Source organism: Aeromicrobium sp. NPDC092404, from assembly GCF_040684095.1.
In the GTDB taxonomy this organism is placed as follows: Bacteria; Actinomycetota; Actinomycetes; order Propionibacteriales; family Nocardioidaceae; genus Aeromicrobium.
In genome coordinates this window covers 870,037-894,138 of sequence record NZ_JBFBFI010000002.1, presented here as the reverse complement: position 1 = coordinate 894,138, position 24,102 = coordinate 870,037, and the positions used below count along the sequence as shown (strand labels likewise).

Below are 24,102 nucleotides of genomic sequence, written 5' to 3'. Positions count from 1 at the left end.
GCTAGGCGAGCGCAGCCGGAATCGTTGCCTGCCAGGCGGCCTTGAGCTCGGCCACCGGCACGCTGAACTGGCCGGCGACCTCGATCGCCGTGCCCCCCGTACGCCCGACGGACGCGAGCTCGACGCCGTGCTTCTCGGCGAGCGAGACCAGCTCGTCGTGCCGGTCCTCCGTGACGACGACCATCGCGCGGGCGGACGACTCGCTGAACAGCTCGAGGAACGGGTCGTCGAGCTCGACCGTGACGCCGACACCGTGGCGGAACGCGGCCTCGGCCAGCGCGACCGCGAGTCCGCCGTCGGACAGGTCGTGCGCGGCCTCGACCACGCCGGTCTTGGCGGCCTCGACCATCAGGTTGGCCAGAGCGCGCTCGGCCTCGAGGTCGACTGCAGGCGGCTGTCCACCGAGGTGGCCGTGGACCACGTCGGCCCAGGACGAGCCGGAGAGCTCGTCCCGGGTCTCGCCCAGCACCAGCACGTGGCTGCCTTCGGCGACGAAGCCCTGCGTGATGCGGGTGCGTACGTCGTCGATGACGCCCAGGATGCCCACGACCGGCGTCGGCAGGATCGGCGTCTCCCCCGTCTGGTTGTAGAACGACACGTTGCCGCCGGTGACCGGGATGCCCAGCACCTCGCAGGCGTCCTTGAGCCCGTGCGTCGCCTGCTCGAACTGCCACATCACGTCGGGGTTCTCCGGCGAGCCGAAGTTGAGGCAGTCGGTGACCGCGAGCGGCAGGGCGCCGGAGACGCCGACGTTGCGGTAGGACTCGGCCAGGGCCAGCTGGGCACCCGCATAGGGATCGAGCTTGGCGAACCGGCCGTTGCAGTCCGTGGACACCGCGACACCGAGATGGGTCTCGTCGTCGATGCGGATGACGCCGGCGTCCTCGGGCTGCGCGAGGACCGTGTTGCCCCGGACGTAGCGGTCGTACTGGTCGGTGACCCACGACTTGTCCGCCATGTTGGGCGACGTGACGACCGAGATCACCTGGTCGCGGAGCTCGTCGCCCGAGGTGGGGCGGGCGAGCCGCTCTGCGGCGTCGGCCTGCAGGGCGTCCTGCCAGTCGGGTCGGGCGAAGGGGCGCTGGTAGGTCGGGCCGTCGTGGGCCACCGAGCGCGGCGGCACGTCGACGACGGTCTCGCCGTGCCAGTCGATCACGAGGTGCTCGCCGTCGGTCACCTCGCCGACGACGACGGCCTCGACGTCCCACTTGGCGCAGATCTCCATGAAGGCGTCGAGGTGCTGGGGCTCGACGACCGCCATCATGCGCTCCTGCGACTCGCTCATGAGGATCTCCTCGGGCGAGAGCGTGGAGTCGCGCAGCGGCACCGTGTCGAGCTCGACGTGCATGCCGCCGTCGCCGGCGGACGCGAGCTCGCTGGTCGCGCACGAGAGGCCGGCGCCGCCGAGGTCCTGGATGCCGTTGACGACCTGGGCGCGGAACAGCTCGAGCGTGCACTCGATCAGGAGCTTCTCCATGAACGGGTCGCCGACCTGGACGCTCGGGCGCTTGGCCGGGCCGTCGGCGTCGAACGTCTCGGACGCGAGGACCGACACACCGCCGATGCCGTCGCCGCCGGTGCGCGCACCGTAGAGCACGACCTTGTTGCCCACGCCGCTCGCGAACGCGAGGTGCAGGTCCTCGTGACGCAGGACGCCGACGCAGAGGGCGTTGACCAAGGGGTTGCCGAGGTAGGTCTCGTCGAACACGACCTCACCGCCGATGTTGGGCAGGCCCAGGCAGTTGCCGTAGCCGCCGACACCGGCGACGATGCCCGGCATGACGCGGCGGGTGTCCTCGGCGTCCAGGGGGCCGAAGCGCAGGGGGTCCATGACGGCGACCGGGCGGGCACCCATCGCGAGGATGTCGCGGACGATGCCGCCGACCCCGGTCGCGGCACCTTGGTAGGGCTCGACGTACGACGGGTGGTTGTGCGACTCGACCTTGAACGTGACGGCATAGCCCTGGCCGATGTCGATCACGCCGGCGTTCTCGCCGATGCCGGCCAGGGTCTTGCCCAGCGGCGTCTCCTGGGGCAGGTCGCCGAACTTCTTGAGGTGCACCTTGGAGGACTTGTAGGAGCAGTGCTCGCTCCACATCACGGAGTACATCGCCAGCTCGGCACCCGTGGGACGGCGGCCGAGGATCTCGCGGATGCTGTCGTACTCCTCCTCGCGGAGACCCAGCTCTGACCACGGCTGCGGCTTGTCAGGGGTGGCTTCGGCGACGGCGACGGTGTCCAGGCGGGGGGCTTCGCTCACCCCCCGATCCTATCGGGCGTACGAGGTCCTTCCGACCGCGCGTTCAGCGGTGGCACTCCCGCCTGAGGCGGTGAGTCTGCGTCCACTTTCGTACGCGAGGTGGACGCCAGGTCACCGCTCACTCAGGACGGTGGACGCCGGCTCACCGCCAGGCGCCGCGCTCGTGCTGCGGAGGATAGGGCGCAGCCTTGGGCGGCACGCCCAGCTCGTGCGCTGCGCGCAGCGGCCAGGCCGGTTCGCGGATCGCGACGCGGCCCAGCATCACGACGTCGGCCGACTCGTCCTCGAGCACCTGCTCGGCCTGAGCAGGCTCGGTGATCAGCCCCACCGCGGACACCGGCAGGCCGCTGACATCACGCACCTCGCGCGCGAAGGGCACCTGGTAGCCGGGCCCGACGTCGATCTTCTGGTGCGCGACGGCCCCGCCCGAGGAGATGTCGAGCAGGTCGACGTCGTGCTGCTTGAGGACGGCGCCGAGCCGCGCGGTCTCCTCGACGTTCCAGCCACCGTCGGCCCAGTCCGACGCCGACAGGCGGACGAACAACGTCTTGTCCCAGACCCGGCGCACCGCGTCGACGATCTCGACGACGACGCGCGTGCGGTTCTCGAACGACCCGCCGTACTGGTCGGTGCGCTCGTTGGCCAGCGGTGAAAGGAACTCATGGAGGAGGTAGCCGTGCGCTCCGTGGATCTCGACCACGTCGAAGCCGGCCCGGTCGGCGCGCACGGCGGCATCCGCGAACGCCTGCGGCAGGGCCGCGACCTCGTCGGTCGTCATCTCGCGCGGCACGTCGTAGTCCTCGAACGCCAGCTCCGAGGGGCCGACGGCCGTCCATCCGCCCTGCTCGGCCGGCACGGTGCCGTCACCGCCATCGCCGAACGGCGCCCACGTGGACCCCTTGCGGCCGGCGTGCGCCAGCTGGATCGCCGCGACCGCACCTTGTCCGCGGATGAACTCCGCGATGCGCCGCCACGGCTCGACGTGGGCGTCCGACCAGATCCCGGTGTCCTCAGGGCTGATCCGGCCCTCCGGCACCACGGCCGTGGCCTCGGTCATCACGAGTCCGAAGCCGCCCATGGCGTGCTGGCCGAGGTTGACGAGGTGCCAGTCGTTCGGCATGCCGTCCTGCTCGAAGCAGGAGTACTGGCACATCGGGGCGAGCCAGATGCGGTTGCGGGCGGTCACGCCGCGCAGGGTCAGAGGTTCGAAGAGAGCAGGCACGCCACAACCCTAGACAGGCGGGCGCAGTGGCCCTGACCTCAGAGTCCCCCGAGGCCGTAGCGGACCAGGAAGTCGCGCTCGGTGTCGCGGCCGCCATCGGGGTCCGGCACCGGATCGGTGTCGGCCGTCGTGACGGTGTCCTCGAGACGTACCGGCTTGGGCAGGCGCTTGAATCGGTCCTGGTCGGGCGTCATGACACCACCTCTCGGGGCGACCCGTCGGGGACGACGAGCCGTGCACGAACCACGCTACTCCCGACCAGCACCCGGAGCCGTGTGATGAGCCCAGAACCATGGTATATTCAACGTATGTTGAATAGTTCTGAGCGGTCGCCGTAGTGACCACCAAGCGTACGCGGGGACGCCCACCGGCCGGGGACGCCGCGGACCGGCGCGCGGCGATCCTCGACGCGGCCCGGACCCAGTTCGCCGCGCAGGGATTCGGCGGCACCTCGATGCGTTCGATCGCCCGCGAGGCGGGCGTGGACGTCAGCCTGATCAGCCACTACTTCGGCGACAAGTCCGGACTCCTCGTCGCGACGATGCAGCTGCCGGTCAATCCGCTCGAGAAGATCGCCTCGGTGGTCAAGGACGGCCCGGACGGCCTGGCCGAACGCCTGCTGCGGACGTTCCTGGGCTCGTGGGACCCGCACCGCGACATCTTCAGCTCGATGGTCCGCACGACGCTGGGGTCGGGCGACTCCCAGGCGCCGATGCTGCAGCTGGCGCGCAACATCCTCATCACCTCGCTCGTCGCTGTCCTCGACGGCGACGACCGCGAGGCTCGCGCGTCACTGATCTCCAGCCAGCTGATCGGCATGGCGCTGATGCGCTACGTCGTCCGGCTGCCCGATCTCGCCGACGCCTCGGTCGACGACATCGTCCGCCTGTACGCCCCCGCGATGCAGCTCGTGGTGACGCCGAGCACCTGATCACGGCTCAGCCGGCCGCGGTCAGGCGATCTCCGGACCGAGGTCGGCGAGTCGCTCGATCAGGCCCATGGCGTCGAACGGGGCCCGGACCTTCATGTCGTTGTCGAAGTAGGCGTACACGTCCTTGCCGCCCTCGGCCCAGCCGCGCATCAGCGACGCCCACTCGTCGAGCGCCCGGTCGGAGTAGCCGCTGGCGTAGAGCTCGGTGTCGCCGTGCAGCCGTACGTACGCGAAGTCGGTCGTCACCTCGCGGATCAGGGGCCACTTGCCGGCGGTGTCGGCGACGACGAGCCCGATCCGGTGCTCGCGAAGGAGGTCGAGGAACGCGGGCGCCAGGAACGTGTCGTGCCGGACCTCGAGGGCGTGACGGATCACCCGCTCGGCCGAGACCTCGAGGTACGACCGACCGGCGACCCGCTCGTCGTGACCGGCACCCAGCGCGGCGGCCGCGGTGGTCGTGCGAGGCAGCCGGTCGAAGAAGTCGGTCAGGCGAGCCGCGTCGAACCCCAGCGTCGGCGGCAGCTGCCAGAGCACGGGGCCGAGCTTGTCGCCCAGCGCGAGCGGACCGGAGGCGAAGAAGTTCGCCAGCGGGGCCTCGACGTCGGCGAGCTTCTTCATGTGCGTGATGAAGCGGCCGCCCTTGACGGCGAACACGAAGCCGGTGGGAGTTCGCTCACGCCACCCGGCGTAGCTCTCGGGGCGCTGCAGCGAGTAGAACGAGCCGTTGATCTCGATGCTGGTCATCCGGCTCGCGGCGTACTCGAGCTCGTCCTTCTGTCGCAGGCCCTCGGGATAGAACACCTTTCGCCACGGCGCGTACGTCCACCCGGAGATGCCGATCCTCACGGTGCCGGACACGAGCGGTCAGAGCGATCCGGCGAGCGTCCCGATGAGCGCGAACAGCGTCACGACGACCGAGACCGGCACCAGCCACAGGGCCGCCACGGTGATCGTCACGGTGGTGCCGATCTTGGGCGGGACGAAGTAACGCGCGCGGGGCAGGTCGCCGATACCGTCGATCCACCGGCCGGTCATCCTCACCCCGCCCCAGGCGCCCTTGAGCCGGTCGAAGAACCGCCAGCCTCCGCCACCGGCGATGCGTTCCAGCGCCCCGCGGGTCTCGTGGACCTTGTCGCTGAGGCTGATCGCGATGCCGAGCTCGGTGGCGAGCTTGTCGGGCTGCTCCACGGCACGCAGGATGTTGCGGCGGCGCGCCCAGAACGCGCCGCTGATCGCGGCCATCGCGAGCCCGGCCAGCAGCACGACCACACGCACGCCGCCGTCGGCGACGAGGCCCAGCACGAGTGTGGCGAGGACGAACGGCAGCGGGACGGCCAGCACGACCGCCGTCGGGAGGCGCAGGACCCGGACGGCCATCGTGATGACCCCGGCGACGCGGTGCGCCGCCTCGCCGGTCCGGTCGTCGACGCGGGACGTGAAGCCGCCGACGGCCGAGTTGGCCTGCGCGCCGAATCCCCGAGCGAACGTCATGCCTCAATCGTACGGAGGTGGGGTGAACCTCGCAGGGGTCGAGATCCGTCCTAGGCTGCGCACGTGGCGATTGCACTCTCCCTCCTGTCCGCGCTGGCGTACGGGGTCTCGGACTTCCTCGGCGGCATCTTCGCCAAGCGTTCGTCGTCGTGGCAGGTCGCGGTGGTCGGGCAGACGTCGTCGGGCGTCATCAGCCTGCTGGCGGCGCTCATCGTCGCGACGACACCGGGCAGCGCCGACCTCATGTACGGCGCCCTGGCCGGACTGGGCGGCGGCTTCGGCGTCGCGTTCCTCTATCGCGGGCTCGCGACGGCGCGGATGAGCGTCGTCGCCCCGATCTCGGCGATCGGCACGGCGCTCATCCCGGTCGTCGTCGGCCTGGTCACCGGGGACCGGCCGTCCTGGGTCGCGATGCTCGGGATCGTCTTCGCCTTTCCCGCCATCGCGCTGATCTCCCGCGTCGTCGATGACAACCCGGCCCATCAGGGCGGGGTGATCGACGGCGTCCTGGCCGGTGTGGGGTTCGGCCTGCTGTTCACGTTCCTCGGCCAGGTCGGCGACGATGCGGGGCTCTACCCGCTGGCCATCTCGCAGGTCACGTCGGTCTTCGGCGTGATCGTCACCGCCACGGTGCTGGGACATGCGTGGGTCCCGCGCGGACGCCGGGTCTGGAGCGCGCTCGTGATGGGCCCGCTCGGCGTGACCGCCCAGGCGGCGTTCCTCTACGCGACCCACCACGGGCTGCTGTCGATCGTCTCGGTCATCTCGTCGCTCTATCCCGCCAGCACGGTGCTGCTCGCGTCGGTGCTGCTGCGGGAGAGGATCCACGGCTGGCAGGGAGTCGGCCTGGTCTTCGCCGCGCTGGCCGTCGCGCTGGTGGCCTGGGGCTGACTTACTTGAGGAACTTGCTCGTCGTGCGGTCCTTGAGCGGCTTGCCGCCCGTCTGGCACGTCGGGCAGTACTGCAGGGCGGACTGCGCGTAGGTCACCTCGAGGACCTTGTCACCGCACACGGGGCAGGCCTCTCCGGTACGTCCGTGGACCCGCATCCGCGTGCGCTTGTCGTCCTTGAGCTCCTCGGCGGGCTTCCCGCGCGCCTCCTCGACGGCCTCGCGCAGGACCTCCTGCACCGCCGTCTCGAGGCGGTCGATCTCGTCGGCCTTGAGGTTCTCGGCGATCGCGAACGGCGACAGCTTGGCCGCGTGCAGGATCTCGTCGCTGTAGGCGTTGCCGACGCCGGCGACGATCTTCTGGTCGCGCAGGAGCCGCTTGACCTGCATGCGGCGGTCGAGCAGCGGGCGGAGCTCGAAGCCCGGCTCCAGCGGGTCGGGACCGAGGGCAGCGATGCCCGGAACCTCCGCGGGGTCGCGCACGACGTACATCGCCAGACCCTTGCGGGTGCCGGCCTCGGTGACGTCGAAGCCCAGGTGCGGGCCGTCGCCGGCGTCGAGGCGCACGCGCGCAGCGATGTTGCTGGCACCCAGCTTGAGCTTGGTGTCGGGCAGCTGGCTCGACCAGCGCAGCCAGCCGGCCTTGGCGAGGTGGACGACGACATGGATCCCGTCGACGTCGATGTCGATGAACTTGCCGTGCCGGCTGACGCCGGTGATCGCGAGGCCGGACAACGCCGAGACTGGCGGGTCGAACGTCTTGAGGACCGCGAAGGACGCCAGCTCGACGCCGACGACAACCGCTCCGGCGGTCTCCTTGTCGAGGAACTCGACGAGCGCGTTGACCTCGGGAAGCTCAGGCATGCGTCCATGATCGGGGTTGACGCCCAACTTCTCCACCGCCATGTTTCGCTCCAGACCGAAACCATGGCGTCGCGACCGCGCTCGCGGCTAGCGTCGGCGGACTGTCCGCGAGAGAGAGTCACGATCCCGATGCGCTGCCGGCCCCCTTCCCTGCTCCTGATCACCGCGCTCCTGATGCTGCCGCTCGCGGGGTGCGGCGGCGACAGCGGCGGCGCCGACGATGCCCGGCCGCGGTCCTCCTCGACGCCGACCGGCAACCCCGCCGGCAAGGCACTGGCCCACCAGGTGCCCGGCATGTCGAAGATCGTCGCGACGACCGAGACCTACGCGAAGCCGGACGGCGCGGCACTGGAGATGGACCTCTACACGCCGTCCGGCGGCGGCCGCGCGCCCGTCGTGCTGCTCCTTCACGGCGTCACCCCCGACGCGTCGCCGAAGGAGTTCGGCGGCTTCGTCGGCTGGGGCCAGGCGCTCGCGTCCTCGGGCGTCGCGGCAGCCGTCGTCAACTATCGCGCGGAGGAGTCGGGCGCGGGGCCGGGTGCCGACGACGTCGAGGCCGCGATCGCCCACCTGCGCGACCACGACCGGATCGACATGTCCCGTTGGGGACTGCTGGCGTTCTCGGCCGGCGGTCCCTACGGCGTTCGCGCGGCGGCGGCAGACCCGGCCGGGCTGGCAGCGGCGGGATTCTTCTACGCGCGCACGGAGCCGTCGAGCGGGGCCGGCACCGACGGCACCAGCCTGTCCACGTTGGTCACGAAGCGCCGCGACCTCCCCGTGTTCGCGGCGTTCGGCGCGAAGGATCCCGTGCCCGGGATCGCGGAGTCGCAGCGCAGGCTCCAGGACGTCGTCGGGCGTGACGGGGACGGCCGCGTCCTGGTGCGGGTGCACCCGACCGCCGGCCACGCGTTCGACATCGACGACGACGAGGACAGCGGGGAGATCGTGCGATCCGGCGTCGCGTTCTTCGTCGAGCACCTCCTGCCCTGAACACCGGATCAGCGCAAAACCGCGACGGACCCCCGTCCGCCGCCCTAGCGTGGCCGCATGCTGTCGATCCGCCTGACGGACGAGGACCTGCGTCGCGTCACGTTCAGCGCCGCCGAGCACGTCGAGACCATCGGCGCGCTCCAGAGCCTGCGCACGCCGGCAGACTCGCGATTCCACCGGGACTGGCAGCGCGAGGTCCGACCCGCCCTGCCGCGCAGCACCGGGCCCGTCCTGCAGCTCGTGCCACCGACCGGCGAGATACCGCAGGCGCTCACGCCCGAGGACCTCTCGCCGCGAGCCACGCCGCACGTCGTCACGGCCATGCGCGACGCGAAGGCGTACGAGCCGATCTGGTCCGAGATCGGCAGCGGCCTCGTGGACTTCCACCGGACGGCGATCGCCCCGGTCCGGCAGGACACCCGCCGGCTCCTGGTCCACGAGCTCGCGCGCTGCGCGTCGACCCTTCAACGCCACGGCCTCGACGCGGCGCTGGCCCGGCTCGGCGACCACATCGCGTGGCGGCCGCCCTTCCTGCACATCGACGGGCTGCGCGACGAGCAGGTCGACAACCGCGGCCGCGGCCTGCGGCTCGTGCCGTCGGTGTTCTGGCGGCGCCCCGGTGTCGTGACGGCAGGCTTCACCGTGCCGACCATCGTCTATCCGATCGCTGCTCGTGACATCGACGGCAGCGGGACCACGCGTCGCGCTGCGCCGGCTGCGCTGCTGGGCGACACTCGCAGCGAGATCCTCCGAGCCCTCGATCGACCGTTGACGACGTCCGAGGTGGCCGATGCCGTGGGGACGAGCCTGGCCAACGCGTCGGCCCACCTCTCGGTCCTGCGGCAGAACGGGCTCATCGCGTCGCGTCGTAACGGCAGGGCGGTCGAGCACCTCGTGCTGCCGCTCGGCCGGCGCCTGCTGCACCCGTACGGCTGACCACGCGTCAGCCGGTCGGCGCAGCGACGAAGATGCAGAACGGGTGTCCCGACGGGTCGACGTAGACGTAGAGCGGCTCGTCAGGGTCGTCGTGACGGTCGAGGACCAGGGTCGCGCCCAGTGACAGCGCCCGCTCGTGGTGCGCGTCGAGGTCCGCGACCGAGTCGACCGTGAGGTCGAGGTGCAGCTGTTGGGGAACGGGCCCCTCGGGCCAGGTGGGCCTGGGCAAGGCCTCGACGAGCTGGAACGCGAGCTGCACGCCGGCGCCACGCAGGACCAGCCAGTCGGTGCCCGGCTCGTCCGGGCCACCCCCGGCCGGCGGCTCGTCGCCCAGCCGGTAGTGGAGGTCCAGCAGCTGGCGATAGAACTCGGCGAGCGAGCGGATGTCGGTCGCGTCGAGCACGACCTGTCGGACGGAGAGAGGACCCGGAGCCATGCCGCCAGCCTCGCACCGGCCACCGACAGCCGCACGCCGGCGGGATCAGCCGGTGAAGGTCAACCAGAGCAGCGACACGTTGAGCGCGATGACGATCGCCGCCACGAGGCACGCCGCCGCTGTGGTGAGCCTCGCGTTGGCGTGCTCACCCATCACGTCGCGGCGTGCGGTGAGCGCGACGAGCGGGATCAGGGCGAACGGGATGCCGATCGAGAGCACGACCTGCGAGATGACCAGCGCCCGGCTCGGCTCGGCACCCAGGGCGAGGACGACCAGTGCAGGAATGAGGGTCACGACGCGGCGGACGAGGACCGGGAGGCGGACGCCGAGGAGACCCTTCATGACCTCGGCCCCTGCGGCGCTGCCGACCGAGGTCGAGGCGAGACCGGACCCGAGCAGCGCGACCGCGAACAGCAGGGCGACGCCGGCGCCGAGCTCGGAGGTCACGACGGCGTGGACACCCTGCAGCGTGTCGGTGCCCGGCAGCCCGTCGAGGCTGGATGCGGCCACGACAAGCAGCGACAGGTTGAGCACCCCGGCCAGGATCAGGGCCAGCACCACGTCGGTGCGCGTGGCCGAGAGCAGCTCGCGCACCGACAGGCCCTCGCCGCGGCGGTCCAGACGGGTGACCGTCAGGCTCGAGTGCAGATAGATGACGTGCGGCATGACCGTCGCGCCGATGATGCCCGAGGCGAGCAGGACGCTCTCGGTGCCGTCGAACGACGGGATCAGGCCACCTGCCAACGGACCGGCGGCCGGAGGGTCGACGAACAGGCCGGCCATGAAGCCGACAGCGATCAGGGCCAGGAACCCGACGATGACGCGCTCCAGCGTGTGCTGGCCGCGCACGTCCCCGATGCGCAGGACGGCCATGGCGACGGCCGCCGTGATGACCGCGCCCAGCATCAGCGGCAGGTCGAACAGCAGGTAGAGGGCGATCGCACCACCGACCACCTCCGCCAGGTCCGTCGCGACCGCGATGGCCTCGGCCTGCAGCCAGTAGACGATGCGCGGCCCTGTGGGCAGCCGTTGCCCCATGTGCCCGGCGAGCGACTGGCCCGTCACCATCCCGAGCTTGGCCGACAGGTACTGCACCAGGACCGCCATGACGTTGGCCATCACGACGACCCACACCAGGGTGTAGCCGAACTCCGAGCCGGCCGTCACGTTGGTGGCGACATTGCCCGGATCGACGTACGCGACGGCAGCGATGAAGGCAGGTCCCAGCAGCCCGATCCGCGGGAGCCTGTTCTTCACCAACATGGTGTCCAGCATTCCCCATCGCGTCGGAGGCTCACACACTGCACGGTGCCGCGGGGTCGCGGCCGTCGGGAGGGGGCGTCAGGGCGTGGTCCCGGTGGCGACGGGCCGGTCGTCGTGGTTGCTCCACTGCGACCAGGACCCGGGGTAGAGCGCGGCCTCGAAGCCGGCGATCGCGAGCGCTGCGACCTCGTGCGCCGCCGTGACGCCCGATCCGCAGTAGGCCGCGACCTCGACCCCGGCACGCACACCCACGGCCTCGAACCGTCTGCTCAGCTCGTCGGCGGGCAGGAACCGACCGCCACGCAGGTTGTCGGTCGTCGGGGCGCTGACCGCGCCCGGGACGTGACCGGCCTTGGGGTCGATGGGCTCGACTTCCCCGGCGTACCTCTCTGCCGCGCGGGCGTCCAGCAGCACTCCCGGGTGAGCAGCGGCGCCGTCGATGTCGATCGTCGGCAGGTGCCCGCCGTCGAGGGTCACGCCTCCCGGCTCCGGCACGACATCGCCGGTCTCGAGCGGCCCACCTGCCTCGACCCAGGCGCCGAGCCCGCCGTCGAGCAGGCGTACGTCGTCGAGCCCGGCCCAGCGCAGCAGCCACCAGGCGCGAGCCGCAGCCAGGCATCCGCTGTCGTCGTAGGCGACGACCGCGTCGCCGTCGCTGATGCCCCACCGCCGCGCGGCGGCCTGCAGGGCTTCGACCGGCGGCAGAGGGTGACGACCGTCCTTCGGCTCACCGTGCGCCGCGAGCTCGGTGTCGAGGCCGACGAACACGGCGCCCGGCAGGTGCCCGGCGAGGTAGTCGTCGCGTCCGGGTGGACCGCCGAGCCGCCAACGCACGTCAAGGAGCACGACGCGACCGGCCGCGGCCATCAGCTCGTCGGGCTGGATCAGGATGCTCACACAGACAGCGTATGCAGGGCTGTCGGCGCCGGGACAAAAGACTGGCGGCGCCACCCCCGGGCGTACCGGGGATGACGCCGCTTCAGTCGTGACGGACGGTCTACGAGGAGGAGTAGACGCGGGTGGACCCGCCGGACCCACCGCCGCTGCGACGGCGTCCGCCGCCACCGCCCCGGTTGCCGCCGGCACCTTGCGGGCGGCCGCCGCCGTTGCCGCGGAACCCGCCCTGGGGGCGACCCCCGCCACGGTTCTGCCCGCCGCCGTTGCCCGAGCTGCGGGCACCCTGGCGTACGGCCGAGGCGTGCGGGGCCTCGGTGCCGGCTCCGGACAGCGCCTCGGCGGTCATCGGCGACGGTGCCGTGCGGGCGTCGTGGTGACGCGCCGTGACACCGGCCTTGTTCTGCAGCTGGATGACGTCGCGCAGCGCCTCGGGCGTCGTCATCGTGACGACGGACCCGGACTCGCCGGCGCGCGCCGTGCGACCCGAGCGGTGCTGGTACGCCTTGTGCTCGGCAGGCGCGTCGTAGTGCACGACGAGGCCGATGCGATCGACGTGTATGCCGCGGGCGGCGACGTCGGTCGCGACGATGACGCTGGCGCGGCCACTGCTGAACGCCTCGAGGTTGCGCTCGCGGTGACGCTGCGACAGGTCACCGTGCATGTCGACGGCCTCGATGCCGTTCTGGGTCAGCTGTCGGGCGAGACGCATGGCGCCGCGGCGCGTACGCGTGAAGACGATGCTGCGCGGGTTGGCGCGGAGCAGGTCGAACGCGGTCTTGGACTTCTCGGTCGCGGCGCTGACGAGCACGTGGTGCTCCATGGTGTCGACCGCGCTCTCGCCGGAGTCGACCTCGTGGAGGACGTGCTGCGGCAGGTGGCGCTTGACCAGCTTGTTGACGTCACCGTCCAGCGTCGCGGACAGCAGCAGACGCTGGCTCGACTGGGGGGTCTTCGTCAGCAGCGCGTCGATCGGCTTGTAGAAGCCGAGGTCGCACAGGTGGTCGGCCTCGTCGAGCACCGTGATCTCGATGTCGTCGAGCGTCATGCAGCGCCGGTCGAGCAGGTCGGTCAGCCGGCCCGGGGTCGCGATGACGATGTCGACACCGTTGCGCAGCGTGCTGATCTGCTTGTTGATCGGGACACCGCCGTAGACCGTGGTCAGGCGGAGGCCCATCTTCTGCGCGAGCGGCTCCATGGCCGTACGCACCTGGGTCGCCAGCTCACGGGTCGGGAGCAGGATGAGGCCACGGGGGGCCTTCGAGCGGCTCGTGCGACCGGCAAGCCGGACGAGGACCGGGAGCCCGAAGGCGAGGGTCTTGCCGGAGCCGGTGCGTGCGCGGCCCAGCACGTGGCGTCCCGCGAGCGCATCGGGGATCACCGCCTGCTGGACGGGACTGGGGTTGACGATGTCCTGGCGTGCCAACGCGGATATCAACGAGGCGGGGAGATCGAGGGTGGAAAAGGTGGGCAGCACAACGCTGCCTTCAGGCTGGTTCAAGGAACTCACAGACGATTCGGGATGAATGCCCGATATCCATTTCACGCGGGAGCCGCGCTACTTCGTCGGGCCGGAACAGCGCCGGACTGGCGCGTTCACGTGTTCACATTCTAGCAGTCGGTTGCCGCACTCAACGAATCCTGGAATGTGCGGGTCGTCACGCCAGCAGGTCCTGGTAGTCCGGGTGGCGTTCGACGAAGCGGGCGACGTACGGGCAGGTCGGGACGATCCGCTTGCCGCGCGCACGGATGTCGTCGAGCGCGCCCGTCACCAGCTCGGACGCGAGGCCTTGGCCCTCGAACTCGTCGAACACCTCGGTGTGCGGGAACGTCACGACGTCGCCGTCCTCGAACGCCTTGGTGAACCCGGCGAGGGTGTCGTCGACGTGGATCTCGTAGCGGTTCTCGTCGGAGTTGTGGGTCACCGTGTGGGTCATGCCTTGGTCAACGCTCAGGACAGCGTGAGGATTCCGAGGACGCCGACCGCGACGGCCAGCGCGAGCGAGACGGCGATGAGGATCGTGTGCACCCGCAGGAACGTCGTGGCGTTGCCGGCCGCGTCGCGCGACCGTTCGTCCTTGCTGACGCGCTTGAGGAACGGCGGCCAGATGACGAAGTTCCAGACGGCGGTGGCGATGAGCACAAGTGACCAGGCGACGGGGAGATCCATGAGGACATCCTCCCAGCCCGGCCGTCCGCGCTGGTCGCACGGTCAGAGGTCAGCCATCAGGTCGTCCAGTGGCTTCGGCACCCGGTCGAGGTCGAGGGCATCGACCAGAGCGCCGGCGTACCTCTCCTTCCGGCCACTCATCGTCCCGAGGAACCGGTGGAGCTGGTGCTCGGGCGTGCGTACGCGTTGGGCGGGCTGGTGCTGGAACGTCCGCAGGGTGGCGAGCTCACCCTGGCCCTCGATCACCCGCTCGACCCCGGCGACGCCGAGGGCGCGGATGAGCTCGTGCTCCAGGTCGGCGTCGCAGACGTGGAATCCCTCCGGGTCGAGCCCGGCTCGGTCGAGCGCACGGCGGAAGAAGCCCTGCTCGCGCGCATCACACAAGCCGACGATCCTGACCCCGAGCCCCCGTGGTCCGAGCAGGTCGAGGAACCGGCCGATGCTCGTCGCACCACCGAGCGGCACGACACACACCCCGTCGGCGTCGAGGTCGCGGCCGGACCGCTCGGCCAGCCGCTCGATCGCCGCCAGGTCGCTGATCCCCTCGACCAGCACGACCGTCCGCAGGCCCACCTCGGGCGCCAGCCGCCGGGCGACCTCTCCGGCGGCAGCGGCGGCCTGACCTCCCGCGGCCCAGGCGACCACGGCGTCGCGAAGCCGGGTCATGTCGTCCACGCGCCCAGTCTGCCCTGCAGGCCCGTCCCACGGGGCCGCAGCACCGCGAGAACGTGACGTCGTGGCTCGGCGAGGCGACCGGCACCGACGTACGAGAGCTGATCGTCAGTCGGCGCCGACGAGCCGCTCGCGGGTCGCCTTCCACGGCTTGTCCCAGCTGACGTCTGCTGCGCGCAGCGGCTCGCCGCACGAGCTGCACACGTCCGGCGAGGTCGTCTCGGCTCCGCACGTCTCGTGGATGACGGCCATGTGCGAGCCGCCCGCGGGCAGCTGCGTGTGCTTCTCGGCCCACATCGACACCGCGTGCATGATCGGCAGGAGATCGGCGCCGGCGTCGGTCGCGACGTACTGGAAGTGCGTGCGCCGGTCCGCCCGGTACTCGACCTTGCGCAGGAGGCCCTCGTCGACGAGAAGCCGCAGCCGCCGGCTCAGCACGGCGTCGGAGATCTCGATGCTGTCGCGGATCTCGTCGAACCGGCACCGACCGTGCAGCACCTCGCGCATGATCAGCATGATCCATGGGTCGCCGAGCACGTCGAGCCCACGTCGCACGGGGCAGAGGTCCTCGGACCAGTCGGATCGCAGTGGCATGGCACACCTCGTCGTCGATTCGTGCTTGCTTCAGGAAAGCCAGTACCAGTATGCTCGCCGAGTCAACTTTCCTCAAGAAAGTCAGAATCGATGACCCGTATGCGCCTCCACCCCGCCTGGCTCGTGGCCGCCACGGCCTTCGTCGCGCTGGTCGGAGCGGCCGGGTTCCGTGCTGCTCCCGGCGCGCTCTTCGTGCCCCTGCACGACGAGTTCGGCTGGTCGACGAGCATCATGTCGCTCGCCGTGAGCATCAACCTGCTGCTGTACGGGCTGACGGCGCCGTTCGCGGCCGCGCTGATGGACACGTTCGGCATCCGCAAGGTCACGACGGTCGCTCTGCTCATGGTGTCGCTCGGCAGCGGGCTCACGGTGTTCATGACCGAGTCGTTCCAGCTGCTCATCACGTGGGGCGTGCTGATCGGGCTGGGCACGGGGTCGATGGCCATGGTCTTCGCCGCGACGATCGCCAATCGATGGTTCATCGAGCGCCGCGGCCTCGTCATGGGCATCCTCACCGCCGGCGGCGCGACGGGGCAGCTCGTGTTCCTGCCGATCGTCGCGGCGCTCGCGGACCACGTCGGCTGGCGCACGGCGTCCTTGACGATCGCGGGGTCGGCACTCCTGGTCGTCCCGCTGGTCATCCGGTTCATCGGCGACTTCCCGGAGGACCGAGGGCTCTCCCCCTACGGCGCCACACCCGACTGGACGGCGCCGACGAGGGAGACCGGTGGCTCGGCGCGGCGAGCCGTCGATGCGCTTCGCTCGGCGTCGCGCGTGCCCGCGTTCTGGGCGCTGGCGGCAGCGTTCGCCATCTGCGGTGCGACGACCAACGGCCTGGTGGGCATCCACTTCATCCCGTCCGCGCACGACCACGGCATGGACCAGACGACGGCCGCGAGCCTGCTGGCGGTCGTCGGCATCTTCGACATCGTCGGCACGGTGGCCTCCGGCTGGTTCACCGACCGGTACGACCCCCGGCTGCTGCTGGTGGGCTACTACGCGTTCCGCGGCGTCGGTCTCGTCCTGCTGCCGACGCTGCTGTCCGCCACGGTCGAGCCCAGCATCGTGGCATTCGTCGTGATCTACGGCCTCGACTGGGTCGCGACCGTGCCGCCGACGGTCGCGCTCTGCCGGGAGATCTTCGGTGACCAGGGCACGATCGTGTTCGGCTGGGTCTTCGCCGCCCACCAGCTCGGGGCTGCCGCGGCCGCCCTCGTCGCGGGCATGATCAGGGACCAGACCGGCAGCTACTCCTTGGCCTGGTTCGGTGGTGCCGGCCTGTGCGCCGTGGCCGCCGTCCTGTCGTGGATCCTGGGCTCGTCCCGCAAGCGCGCCGCCGTGCGCGAGACCCTCACCCCCGTCCCGATGTGAGCCCCCCGCTGGGCGTGACGATCTGCAGGCGACACGCCGGTATCAGCCTGCAGATCGTCACGCCCAGCGCGGGCCGAGGTCAGGCCGAGGTGAGGGTGGCCAGCGCCGAGGTGAACAGCGCCAGACCGTCGGTGCCCGGACCGGTGAGGTCCTCGACCGCGTGCTCCGGGTGCGGCATGAGGCCCACGACGTTGCCGCGAGCGTTGGTGATGCCGGCGATGTCGCGCAGCGAGCCGTTGGGGTTGACGTCGACATAGCGGAACACGACCTGCCCCTCGCCCTCGAGGCGGTCGAGCGTGTCCTCGTCGGCGACGAATCCACCCTCGCCGTTCTTGAGCGGGATCACGATCTCGTCGTCGACCGACAGGCTCGAGGTCCAGGCCGTCGAGGCGTTCTCGACCTTGAGGACCTGGTCGCGGCAGATGAACGTGCGGTGGTCGTTGCGGATCAGGGCGCCCGGCAACAGGTGCGACTCGCACAGGATCTGGAAGCCGTTGCAGATGCCCAGCACCGGCATGCCGCCCTCGGCCGCCGCGATGACCTCGGTCATGACGGGCGCGAAGCGGGCGATGGCACCGGCGCGGAGGTAGTCGCCGTACGAGAACCCGCCCGGCAGGACGACCGCGTCGACACCCTTGAGATCGTGGTCGCCGTGCCACAGGGCGACCGGCTCACCGCCGGCGATGCGGACGGCGCGCTGTGCGTCGACGTCGTCGAGCGAGCCGGGGAAGGTGACGACGCCAACCTTCATGAGTCGACCCGTACGGCGTAGTCCTCGATCACCGGGTTGGACAGCAGGGTGCCGGCCAGGGCGTGCACCTCGGCGAGCGTCGCCTCGTCAGCCACCTCGACCTCGAGCTCGAACCGCTTGCCCTGCCGTACGTCGGTCACGGCGTTGAAGCCGAGCCGCGGCAGCGCGCCGTGGACGGCCTTGCCCTGCGGGTCGAGGATCTCGGGTTTGGGCATGACATCGACGATGACGCGGGCCACGGACGCTCCTTGAGTGGTCGGTGGTCTCAGTCTATCGGTGTCGCACGGCCTCCAAGAACCGCGTTCAGGACAGCTCGCGCTTGAGGATCTTGCCCGTGCTGGTCATCGGCAGCTCGTCGCGGAACTCGACCACGCGGGGGTACTTGTAGGACGCGAACTGTTCCTTGCCCCACGCGACCAGGTCGGCCTCCGTGACGTCGTCGTGGTCCTTGTTCTTGACCACCACGGCCTTGATCTCCTCGCCGTGCGACTCGTGCGGCACACCGATGACCGCGACGAGCGACACCGCCGGGTGCTCCATCAGGACCTCCTCGATCTCCCGCGGGTAGACGTTGAAGCCACCACGGATGATCATGTCCTTCGAGCGGTCGACGATGTAGTAGAAGCCGTCCTCGTCCTTCTTGGCCAGGTCGCCGGACCGGAACCAGCCGTCCCGGATCGCCTCCGCCGTGGCCTCGGGCCGGTTGTAGTAGCCCTTCATGATGTTGTGGCCCTTGATCGCGATCTCGCCCACGGCCTCCGGGTCGTCCGGGACGTCGCTCCAGTCGTCGTTGATGAGCTTCATCTCGACGCCCGGGATCGGCACGCCGATCGAGCCGACCCGCGGCTCCTCGCCGAACACCGAGAACGACGCGACCGGCGACGTCTCCGAGAGGCCGTAGCCCTCGAGGATCGTCACCCCGAACCGCTCCTTGAACTGCCGGTGGATGTCGACCGGCAGCGCCGAGCCGCCGGCCGCCGCGACCCGCAGGTTCGCCGCCAGGGCCTCGACGTCGACCGATTCGTCCAAGGCGCCGAGCAGGCCCCAGTACATCGTCGGCACGCCGGCGAAGAACGTCACCTGGTTGGCCGCCATCAGCTTGAGGGCCGACTGGGCCTCGAACCGGGGCAGCATCACGACCGTGCCACCGAACGCGAACCCACCGTTCTGGATCACGGTCTGGCCGAACGAGTGGAACAGCGGCAGGACGCAGAGGTAGGTATCGGGCCGCTCCGCGTCAGCACCGAACAGGTCGGTTCCGGCCAGCGCGTTGTCCCGCATGTTGCGGTGCCGCAGCTCCGCACCCTTGGGCTGCCCCGTCGTGCCGGAGGTGTAGAGGATCACCGCCGTGTCGTCGTCGTCGCGCTCGACCGTCTCGAACGTGGGCGGCTGCTGCGCGACCAACGGTCCGTAGAACTCCGGCGGCTCCATCGGCTCGGGCTGCTGGGAGTCCAGCTTGATCAAGAAGAACTCGGTGCACGACTGGGTGGCCTGGAATCCCTCCCAGGCCGCCTCGCCGATCGGCAGGTCGGGCGTGCCCTCGAACGCGAAGTACGCCTTGGCGTCCGAGTCGGCCAGGTGATAGGCAACCTCGCGGCCCTTGAGCAGGACGTTCAGGGGGACGACGGTCGCGCCCGCCTTGAGGATCCCGAAGTAGATGATCGAGAAGTAGGGCAGGTTGGGGCACGAGAGCGCGACCTTGTCGCCCGGCTCGATCCCACGCGCCACCAGCAGGTTGGCCACCTGGTTCGCCGCGCCGTTGACCTGTGCGTACGACAACCGGGTGTCACCGAACACGATCGCCGTGCGGTCGGCGTACTTCTCGGTCGACTGCTCCAACAAGGCGGCGAGATTGGCCACGAGATCTCCTCCAGGGATGTGACGGGCCTCTCACCATACCCGGAGTATCTGACGAGCGCTTCAGCCCTCCGCGCCGCCGCTGAGGATCAGAACGTCTCGCCGGTCAGCTGCTCGTACGCCTGGACGTAGCGCTCCCGGGTCTTCTCGACGATCTCTGCCGGAAGCGCGGGCGGCTGCCGGTTGCTCGCCCGGTCCCAGCCGCTCTCGGGCGAGGTCATCCAGTCGCGCACGAACTGCTTGTCGTACGACGGCTGGGGGCGACCGGGCTGCCAGGAGTCGGCCGGCCAGAAGCGCGACGAGTCCGGCGTCAGCACCTCGTCGGCGAGCACGATCGTGCCGTCGGCCCGGGCGCCGAACTCGAGCTTGGTGTCGGCCAGGATGATGCCGCGCTCGCGGGCGATCGCCTCGGCCCGCGCGTAGACCTGCAGCGTCAGGTCGCGCAGGGCATCGGCGCTCTCGGCGCCAATCGTCTCGGTGACCTGCTCGAACGACACGTTCTCGTCGTGCTCGCCGATGTCGGCCTTCGTCGCCGGCGTGAAGATCGGCTCCGGCAGCCGGGAGCCGTCGACCAGCCCGGATGGCAGGGGCACGCCGCACACCTCACCCGTGGCGGCGTAGTCGGACAGCCCGGAGCCGGTGAGGTAGCCACGGGCGACGCACTCGACCGGGAACATCTGCAGCTTCTCGACGATCAGGGCGCGGCCACGGACGCGCTCGGGCACCGACGTCGAGACGACGTGGTTGGGCACCAGGTCGCTGAGCTGGTCGAACCACCACAGGGACATCCGGGTCAGGATCTCGCCCTTGTCGGGGATGCCCGGCGTCAGCAGGAAGTCGTACGCCGAGATGCGGTCGGAGGCGACCATGAGCAGGTGGCCGGACTCGACCTCGTAGAGGTCACGAACCTTGCCCGAGTGCAGGTGGCGGGCTCCGGGGATCTCGAGTGGCACAGGGTCAGACTAGTGGCGCGTCATCCCAGGCCCGACGTGGGAGCCGCGCTCGAGCCGGGGCCCCACCCCGGGTCGTCGCGGAAGACCCGCTGCTGCACCACCGTCCACACCTTCGACGTGGCCCAGAAGACCAGGACGCCGACAGGCAGCACCAGGCTGAACGCGGCCATCGCGATGAGCAGCGCAGGGAGCATCAACGACTGGCGCTGCTCGATCGGGCCCGACACCACCTGGGGCCCCGCGAGCTGCGTCGCCTCCTGCCGCTGCGCCACGACGTGCATCGCGCAGATGACGGCGACCAGCACACCGGCCACCACCTGCGTCTCCGACGTGCTGTCGAGGAACGTGTCCGCGATCCGCGCTCCCAGCACCTCCGCCTGGCCCAGCGACCGCGCCTCGGTGTCGCTGACCAGGCCTCGCTGGAAGCTCCCGTCCCCCGGCCCGTGCTTCGCCGCCGCGTCGATGATCCGGTAGAGCGCCAGGAGCAGGAGGCCGAGCAGGACCAGGGGAAGGCAGGACAGGAACGGGTTGACCCCGGCGGCCTTCAAGATCCGCATCTGCTCCTGCGCGAGCCGCTCAGGATCGTCCTTGTACGTGTGCTTCAAGGCCCTCGTCTCGGGCTCCAGCCTCTTGATGTCGCGCCGGGCCCGCACCTGGCGCAGGTGAATCGGCAGCATCAGCAGACGGATCGTCGCAGCCGTGCCGACGATCGCCAGCGTCCAGACCCACCCCTCGTCGTCCCTGACCAGCTCGAGGATCTCGTGCCAGGCCAGCAGGAAGGCCGAGACGGCGTAGTCGAACGGGGTCATGAGGAAGGACGCGACATCTCCCAGGAGCTCGAGCACGGCGGCCTTCCTTGTGGGTGAGAGCTACAGGATCGAACCCGGAGAGTATGCCGCGGCGACCGGGTTCGCGGCCACCAGCTCCTCGACCCGGCCGACGACAGCCCGCACCTGGCTGACGGCCGCACCGGTGAACTCGATCGGCGAGGCGACCAGCGTCGCGAGGTCGGCCTCGGACAGGCCGAGACGCTCGTCGGCAGCGAGCCGGGCGAACAGGTCGTTCTCGGCAGCTCCCTTCTCGCGCATCTCGAGCGCGACGGCGACGGCGTTCTGCTTGACGGCGTCGTAGGCCGTCTCGCGGCCGCGGCCGTTGCGCACCGATGCCATCAGCACCTTCGTGGTCGCGAGGAACGGCAGGTAGCGGTCGAGCTCGCGCTGGATGACCGCCGGGAAGACGCCGAACTCGTCGAGCACCGTCAGGAACGTCTCGAACAGCCCGTCGGCGGCGTAGAACGCGTCCGGGAGCGCGACGCGGCGGACGACCGAGCACGACACGTCGCCCTCGTTCCACTGGTCACCGGCGAGCTCGCCGACCATCGAGGCGTACCCGCGCAGGACGACCGCGAGGCCGTTGACCCGCTCGCAGGACCGGGTGTTCATCTTGTGCGGCATGGCACTGGAGCCGACCTGTCCGGGGCGGAAACCCTCGGTGACGGTCTCGTTGCCGGCCATCAGGCGGATCGTGGTGGCCAGGTTGGACGGCGCGGCCACGAGCTGGACCAGCGCCGTGACGACGTCGTAGTCGAGCGACCGCGGATAGACCTGGCCGACACTCGTCAGGACCTTGTCGAAGCCGAGGTGACGGGCGACCCGCTGCTCGAGCTCGGCAAGCCGGTCCTCGTCGCCGCCGAGCAGGTCGAGCTGGTCCTGGCTGGTGCCGACCGGCCCCTTGATGCCGCGCAGCGGATAGCGGGCGATCAGGTCGTCGAGCCGCTCGACTGCGACCATGAGCTCGTCGGCGACCGTGGCGAACCGTTTGCCGAGCGTCGTGGCCTGCGCGGCGACGTTGTGGCTGCGCCCGGCCATGACCAGCTCGGCGTGCTCCGTGGCCAGCCGGCCGAGGCGGGCGAGGGTGGCGATCGTGCGGTCACGCATGAGCTCGAGCGACGCCTTGATCTGCAGCTGCTCGACGTTCTCGGTGAGGTCGCGCGAGGTCATACCCTTGTGGATGTGCTCCGTGCCCGCGAGCGCGGCGAACTCCTCGATGCGCGCCTTCACGTCGTGGCGGGTGACCTTCTCGCGCTCGGCGATCGAGCGCAGATCCACCTGGTCGATGACCGACTCGTACGCCTCGATGACGCCGTCGGGCGTCTCCACGCCGAGATCCTTCTGGGCCTTGAGCACGGCGATCCAGAGCCGACGCTCCAGCACGATCTTGTGCTCCGGCGACCAGATGCGGGCCACCTCCGGCGAGGCGTAGCGGCTGGCCAGGACGTTGGGTGTGGTCACAGCTCTATTGTCCCCTGCTCCGCCGCGCGGGCGATGTCGGTGCGGTGGTGGGCGCCGCGGATGCGGATGCGGTCGACGCCCTCGTACGCCTTGCGGCGGGCCTCGGCCAGATCTGCGCCGACGGCGGTCACCGACAGCACCCGGCCTCCGGCGGTGACGACCGCACCGTCCCGGAGCGCCGTGCCCGCGTGGATCACGTCGACGCCGTCGAGCTCGGCGACGCTGTCGAGGCCCTCGATCGGGTCGCCCGTGGTGGGGCCCTCGGGATAGCCCTCGGAGGCCACGACGACCGTCACCGACGAATCGCTCGACCACTGCGGGAGGCCGACCTCGGCGAGGCTGCCGGTTGCCGCTCCGCGCAGCAGCGCCGAGAGGGGTGTGCGCAGGAGGGCCAGGATCGACTGCGTCTCGGGGTCGCCGAAGCGGGCGTTGAACTCGATGACGCGCACGCCGCGGCTGGTCAGGGCCAGGCCCGCATAGAGCAGGCCCTGGAACGGTGCGCCGCGCCGGGCCATCTCCTGCACCGTGGGCACCAGGACCCGGCGGCACACCTCGGCGACGAGGTCGTCCGGTGCCCACGGCAGCGGCGTGTAGGCGCCCATGCCTCCGGTGTTGGGTCCTTCGTCCCCGTCGAGCGCGCGCTTGAAGTCCTGGGCCGGCTGCAGCGGGAGGACGGTCTCGCCGTCGGTGATCGCGAACAGCGAGACCTCGGGGCCGTCGAGGAACTCCTCGATGACGACCCGGTCGCACGCCGCCGCGTGGTCGATCGCGGCCTGCCGGTCGGTCGTCACGACGACGCCCTTGCCGGCGGCCAGCGCATCGTCCTTGACGACGTACGGAGGGCCGAACGAGTCGAGCGCGGCCTCGACCTGCTCGGCGGTCTCGCACACGTGAGCCAGCGCGGTCGGCACCTCGGCGCCGGCCATGACCTGCTTGGCGAACGCCTTGGAGCCCTCGAGCTGGGCGGCGGCCTTGGACGGTCCGAAGCACGCGATGCCGGCATCGCGTACGGCGTCGGCCACCCCCGCGACGAGCGGCGCTTCCGGACCGATCACGACGAGGTCGGCACCGATCTCGGTGGCCAGGGCGGCGACGGCCGCGCCGTTCATCGGGTCGACGGCGTGCAGGGTGGCGACCGCCGCGATGCCGGGATTGCCCGGTGCCGCGTGGACCTCGGTGACCTGGGGGTCTCGGGACAGGGCGAGGGCGAGCGCGTGCTCACGACCACCGGTGCCGATGACGAGCGTCTTCACGGAGGTCGAGCCTA

The 24,102-nt window shown here is 70.6% G+C and carries 26 protein-coding genes; 5 read left to right on the top strand and 21 right to left on the bottom strand.

The genetic code is table 11. The features are described from left to right. Nucleotide 1: 1 nt before the first annotated feature. The 3 genes from purL to AB0N22_RS14945 all read right to left on the bottom strand — a co-directional run bounded on the left by purL (nucleotide 2) and on the right by AB0N22_RS14945 (nucleotide 3,676). On the bottom strand, nucleotides 2-2,260 hold the full coding sequence (purL, locus tag AB0N22_RS14955) for a phosphoribosylformylglycinamidine synthase subunit PurL (RefSeq protein WP_364641770.1): 2,259 nt from the start codon (nucleotides 2,258-2,260) through the stop codon (nucleotides 2-4). A gap of 142 nt (nucleotides 2,261-2,402) precedes the next feature. Beyond that, entirely contained in the window at nucleotides 2,403-3,482 is a 1,080-nt protein-coding gene (locus tag AB0N22_RS14950; protein ID WP_364641767.1) for an NADH:flavin oxidoreductase/NADH oxidase, read from the bottom strand. A 38-nt stretch (nucleotides 3,483-3,520) separates the two neighbouring features. Continuing rightward, nucleotides 3,521-3,676 carry a hypothetical protein gene (locus tag AB0N22_RS14945; protein WP_364641764.1) on the bottom strand — a complete coding sequence of 52 codons (156 nt, stop codon included), beginning with the start codon at nucleotides 3,674-3,676 and terminating at the stop codon, nucleotides 3,521-3,523. Between the two features lie 143 nt (nucleotides 3,677-3,819). Between AB0N22_RS14945 and AB0N22_RS14940 the strand changes: the two genes are divergently transcribed. Further along, entirely contained in the window at nucleotides 3,820-4,413 is a 594-nt protein-coding gene (locus AB0N22_RS14940; protein ID WP_364641761.1) for a TetR family transcriptional regulator, read from the top strand. Between the two features lie 21 nt (nucleotides 4,414-4,434). Here AB0N22_RS14940 and AB0N22_RS14935 read toward each other — a convergent pair whose 3' ends face one another. Continuing rightward, entirely contained in the window at nucleotides 4,435-5,259 is an 825-nt protein-coding gene (locus AB0N22_RS14935; protein ID WP_364641758.1) for a DUF72 domain-containing protein, read from the bottom strand. 18 nt (nucleotides 5,260-5,277) lie between these two features. Continuing rightward, nucleotides 5,278-5,904, bottom strand: coding sequence for a hypothetical protein (locus AB0N22_RS14930; protein ID WP_364641755.1), 627 nt, complete (start codon nucleotides 5,902-5,904; stop codon nucleotides 5,278-5,280). 63 nt (nucleotides 5,905-5,967) lie between these two features. Here AB0N22_RS14930 and AB0N22_RS14925 point away from each other — a divergent pair, with 63 nt between their 5' ends. Further along, on the top strand, nucleotides 5,968-6,795 hold the full coding sequence (locus AB0N22_RS14925; protein ID WP_364641752.1) for a DMT family transporter: 828 nt from the start codon (nucleotides 5,968-5,970) through the stop codon (nucleotides 6,793-6,795). A gap of 1 nt (nucleotide 6,796) precedes the next feature. On the opposite strand, the gene AB0N22_RS14920 is transcribed toward AB0N22_RS14925, so the two are convergent. Then, nucleotides 6,797-7,657 (bottom strand): DNA-formamidopyrimidine glycosylase family protein, encoded by an 861-nt coding sequence (locus tag AB0N22_RS14920; protein ID WP_364641749.1) that lies wholly within the window; start codon nucleotides 7,655-7,657, stop codon nucleotides 6,797-6,799. A 129-nt stretch (nucleotides 7,658-7,786) separates the two neighbouring features. On the opposite strand from AB0N22_RS14920, the gene AB0N22_RS14915 reads away from it, so the two are divergent. Both AB0N22_RS14915 and AB0N22_RS14910 read left to right on the top strand, forming a co-directional pair. Further along, nucleotides 7,787-8,647 carry a dienelactone hydrolase family protein gene (locus AB0N22_RS14915; RefSeq protein WP_364641747.1) on the top strand — a complete coding sequence of 287 codons (861 nt, stop codon included), beginning with the start codon at nucleotides 7,787-7,789 and terminating at the stop codon, nucleotides 8,645-8,647. Nucleotides 8,648-8,704: 57 nt separating this feature from the next. Then, nucleotides 8,705-9,583 (top strand): winged helix-turn-helix domain-containing protein, encoded by an 879-nt coding sequence (locus AB0N22_RS14910; RefSeq protein WP_364641744.1) that lies wholly within the window; start codon nucleotides 8,705-8,707, stop codon nucleotides 9,581-9,583. A gap of 7 nt (nucleotides 9,584-9,590) precedes the next feature. On the opposite strand, the gene AB0N22_RS14905 is transcribed toward AB0N22_RS14910, so the two are convergent. From AB0N22_RS14905 to AB0N22_RS14870, 8 genes are all read right to left on the bottom strand, one after another. Then, complete coding sequence (locus AB0N22_RS14905) at nucleotides 9,591-10,019, bottom strand: VOC family protein (RefSeq protein WP_364641741.1); 429 nt, start codon at nucleotides 10,017-10,019, stop codon at nucleotides 9,591-9,593. Nucleotides 10,020-10,064: 45 nt separating this feature from the next. Further along, nucleotides 10,065-11,246: an Nramp family divalent metal transporter gene (locus tag AB0N22_RS14900; protein WP_364642771.1), complete on the bottom strand. Its 1,182-nt coding sequence runs from the start codon at nucleotides 11,244-11,246 to the stop codon at nucleotides 10,065-10,067. Between the two features lie 114 nt (nucleotides 11,247-11,360). Further along, on the bottom strand, nucleotides 11,361-12,179 hold the full coding sequence (locus tag AB0N22_RS14895; protein WP_364641738.1) for a sulfurtransferase: 819 nt from the start codon (nucleotides 12,177-12,179) through the stop codon (nucleotides 11,361-11,363). Nucleotides 12,180-12,279: 100 nt separating this feature from the next. Next, a complete protein-coding gene (locus tag AB0N22_RS14890; protein ID WP_364641735.1) occupies nucleotides 12,280-13,602 on the bottom strand; it encodes a DEAD/DEAH box helicase in 1,323 nt (440 codons plus the stop codon). A 232-nt stretch (nucleotides 13,603-13,834) separates the two neighbouring features. Beyond that, on the bottom strand, nucleotides 13,835-14,113 hold the full coding sequence (locus AB0N22_RS14885) for a GNAT family N-acetyltransferase (RefSeq protein ID WP_364641732.1): 279 nt from the start codon (nucleotides 14,111-14,113) through the stop codon (nucleotides 13,835-13,837). A gap of 14 nt (nucleotides 14,114-14,127) precedes the next feature. Further along, nucleotides 14,128-14,346, bottom strand: a complete 219-nt coding sequence (locus AB0N22_RS14880; RefSeq protein ID WP_364641730.1) for a hypothetical protein — start codon at nucleotides 14,344-14,346, stop codon at nucleotides 14,128-14,130. A 42-nt stretch (nucleotides 14,347-14,388) separates the two neighbouring features. Beyond that, nucleotides 14,389-15,012, bottom strand: a complete 624-nt coding sequence (locus tag AB0N22_RS14875) for an ATP-dependent endonuclease (protein WP_364642768.1) — start codon at nucleotides 15,010-15,012, stop codon at nucleotides 14,389-14,391. A 114-nt stretch (nucleotides 15,013-15,126) separates the two neighbouring features. Continuing rightward, nucleotides 15,127-15,612: a helix-turn-helix domain-containing protein gene (locus tag AB0N22_RS14870; RefSeq protein ID WP_364641728.1), complete on the bottom strand. Its 486-nt coding sequence runs from the start codon at nucleotides 15,610-15,612 to the stop codon at nucleotides 15,127-15,129. Nucleotides 15,613-15,702: 90 nt separating this feature from the next. Here AB0N22_RS14870 and AB0N22_RS14865 point away from each other — a divergent pair, with 90 nt between their 5' ends. Beyond that, entirely contained in the window at nucleotides 15,703-16,983 is a 1,281-nt protein-coding gene (locus AB0N22_RS14865; protein ID WP_364641725.1) for an MFS transporter, read from the top strand. Between the two features lie 79 nt (nucleotides 16,984-17,062). On the opposite strand, the gene purQ is transcribed toward AB0N22_RS14865, so the two are convergent. From purQ to purD, 7 genes are all read right to left on the bottom strand, one after another. Next, the gene (purQ, locus tag AB0N22_RS14860; RefSeq protein WP_364641722.1) at nucleotides 17,063-17,734 is read right to left on the bottom strand and encodes a phosphoribosylformylglycinamidine synthase subunit PurQ; all 672 of its coding nucleotides are present in this window, start codon (nucleotides 17,732-17,734) and stop codon (nucleotides 17,063-17,065) included. Next, nucleotides 17,731-17,973 (bottom strand): phosphoribosylformylglycinamidine synthase subunit PurS, encoded by a 243-nt coding sequence (gene purS, locus AB0N22_RS14855; RefSeq protein WP_364641719.1) that lies wholly within the window; start codon nucleotides 17,971-17,973, stop codon nucleotides 17,731-17,733. The genes purQ and purS overlap by 4 nt, the downstream gene beginning before the upstream one ends. A gap of 64 nt (nucleotides 17,974-18,037) precedes the next feature. After that, a complete protein-coding gene (locus AB0N22_RS14850; RefSeq protein WP_364641716.1) occupies nucleotides 18,038-19,594 on the bottom strand; it encodes a long-chain fatty acid--CoA ligase in 1,557 nt (518 codons plus the stop codon). 86 nt (nucleotides 19,595-19,680) lie between these two features. Then, nucleotides 19,681-20,544, bottom strand: coding sequence for a phosphoribosylaminoimidazolesuccinocarboxamide synthase (locus AB0N22_RS14845; protein ID WP_364641713.1), 864 nt, complete (start codon nucleotides 20,542-20,544; stop codon nucleotides 19,681-19,683). A gap of 20 nt (nucleotides 20,545-20,564) precedes the next feature. Then, nucleotides 20,565-21,389 carry a membrane protein insertase YidC gene (yidC, locus tag AB0N22_RS14840; protein ID WP_364641710.1) on the bottom strand — a complete coding sequence of 275 codons (825 nt, stop codon included), beginning with the start codon at nucleotides 21,387-21,389 and terminating at the stop codon, nucleotides 20,565-20,567. Nucleotides 21,390-21,413: 24 nt separating this feature from the next. Continuing rightward, entirely contained in the window at nucleotides 21,414-22,835 is a 1,422-nt protein-coding gene (gene purB / locus AB0N22_RS14835; protein WP_364641707.1) for an adenylosuccinate lyase, read from the bottom strand. Beyond that, nucleotides 22,832-24,088 carry a phosphoribosylamine--glycine ligase gene (gene purD, locus AB0N22_RS14830; protein WP_364641705.1) on the bottom strand — a complete coding sequence of 419 codons (1,257 nt, stop codon included), beginning with the start codon at nucleotides 24,086-24,088 and terminating at the stop codon, nucleotides 22,832-22,834. Before purD ends, purB begins: the two co-directional genes overlap by 4 nt. Nucleotides 24,089-24,102: the final 14 nt, after the last annotated feature.

Excerpts from the sequence above, each read along its gene's own strand:
- AB0N22_RS14945 (WP_364641764.1), bottom strand. The coding sequence starts at position 3,676 with ATGACGCCCGACCAGGACCGATTCAAGCGCCTGCCCAAGCCGGTACGT.
- AB0N22_RS14930 (WP_364641755.1), bottom strand. The coding sequence starts at position 5,904 with ATGACGTTCGCTCGGGGATTCGGCGCGCAGGCCAACTCGGCCGTCGGC.
- AB0N22_RS14920 (WP_364641749.1), bottom strand. The coding sequence starts at position 7,657 with ATGCCTGAGCTTCCCGAGGTCAACGCGCTCGTCGAGTTCCTCGACAAG.
- AB0N22_RS14915 (WP_364641747.1), top strand. The coding sequence starts at position 7,787 with ATGCGCTGCCGGCCCCCTTCCCTGCTCCTGATCACCGCGCTCCTGATG.
- AB0N22_RS14910 (WP_364641744.1), top strand. The coding sequence starts at position 8,705 with ATGCTGTCGATCCGCCTGACGGACGAGGACCTGCGTCGCGTCACGTTC.
- AB0N22_RS14905 (WP_364641741.1), bottom strand. The coding sequence starts at position 10,019 with ATGGCTCCGGGTCCTCTCTCCGTCCGACAGGTCGTGCTCGACGCGACC.
- AB0N22_RS14885 (WP_364641732.1), bottom strand. The coding sequence starts at position 14,113 with ATGACCCACACGGTGACCCACAACTCCGACGAGAACCGCTACGAGATC.
- AB0N22_RS14880 (WP_364641730.1), bottom strand. The coding sequence starts at position 14,346 with ATGGATCTCCCCGTCGCCTGGTCACTTGTGCTCATCGCCACCGCCGTC.
- AB0N22_RS14875 (WP_364642768.1), bottom strand. The coding sequence starts at position 15,012 with ATGACCCGGCTTCGCGACGCCGTGGTCGCCTGGGCCGCGGGAGGTCAG.
- AB0N22_RS14870 (WP_364641728.1), bottom strand. The coding sequence starts at position 15,612 with ATGCCACTGCGATCCGACTGGTCCGAGGACCTCTGCCCCGTGCGACGT.
- AB0N22_RS14865 (WP_364641725.1), top strand. The coding sequence starts at position 15,703 with ATGACCCGTATGCGCCTCCACCCCGCCTGGCTCGTGGCCGCCACGGCC.
- purQ (WP_364641722.1), bottom strand. The coding sequence starts at position 17,734 with ATGAAGGTTGGCGTCGTCACCTTCCCCGGCTCGCTCGACGACGTCGAC.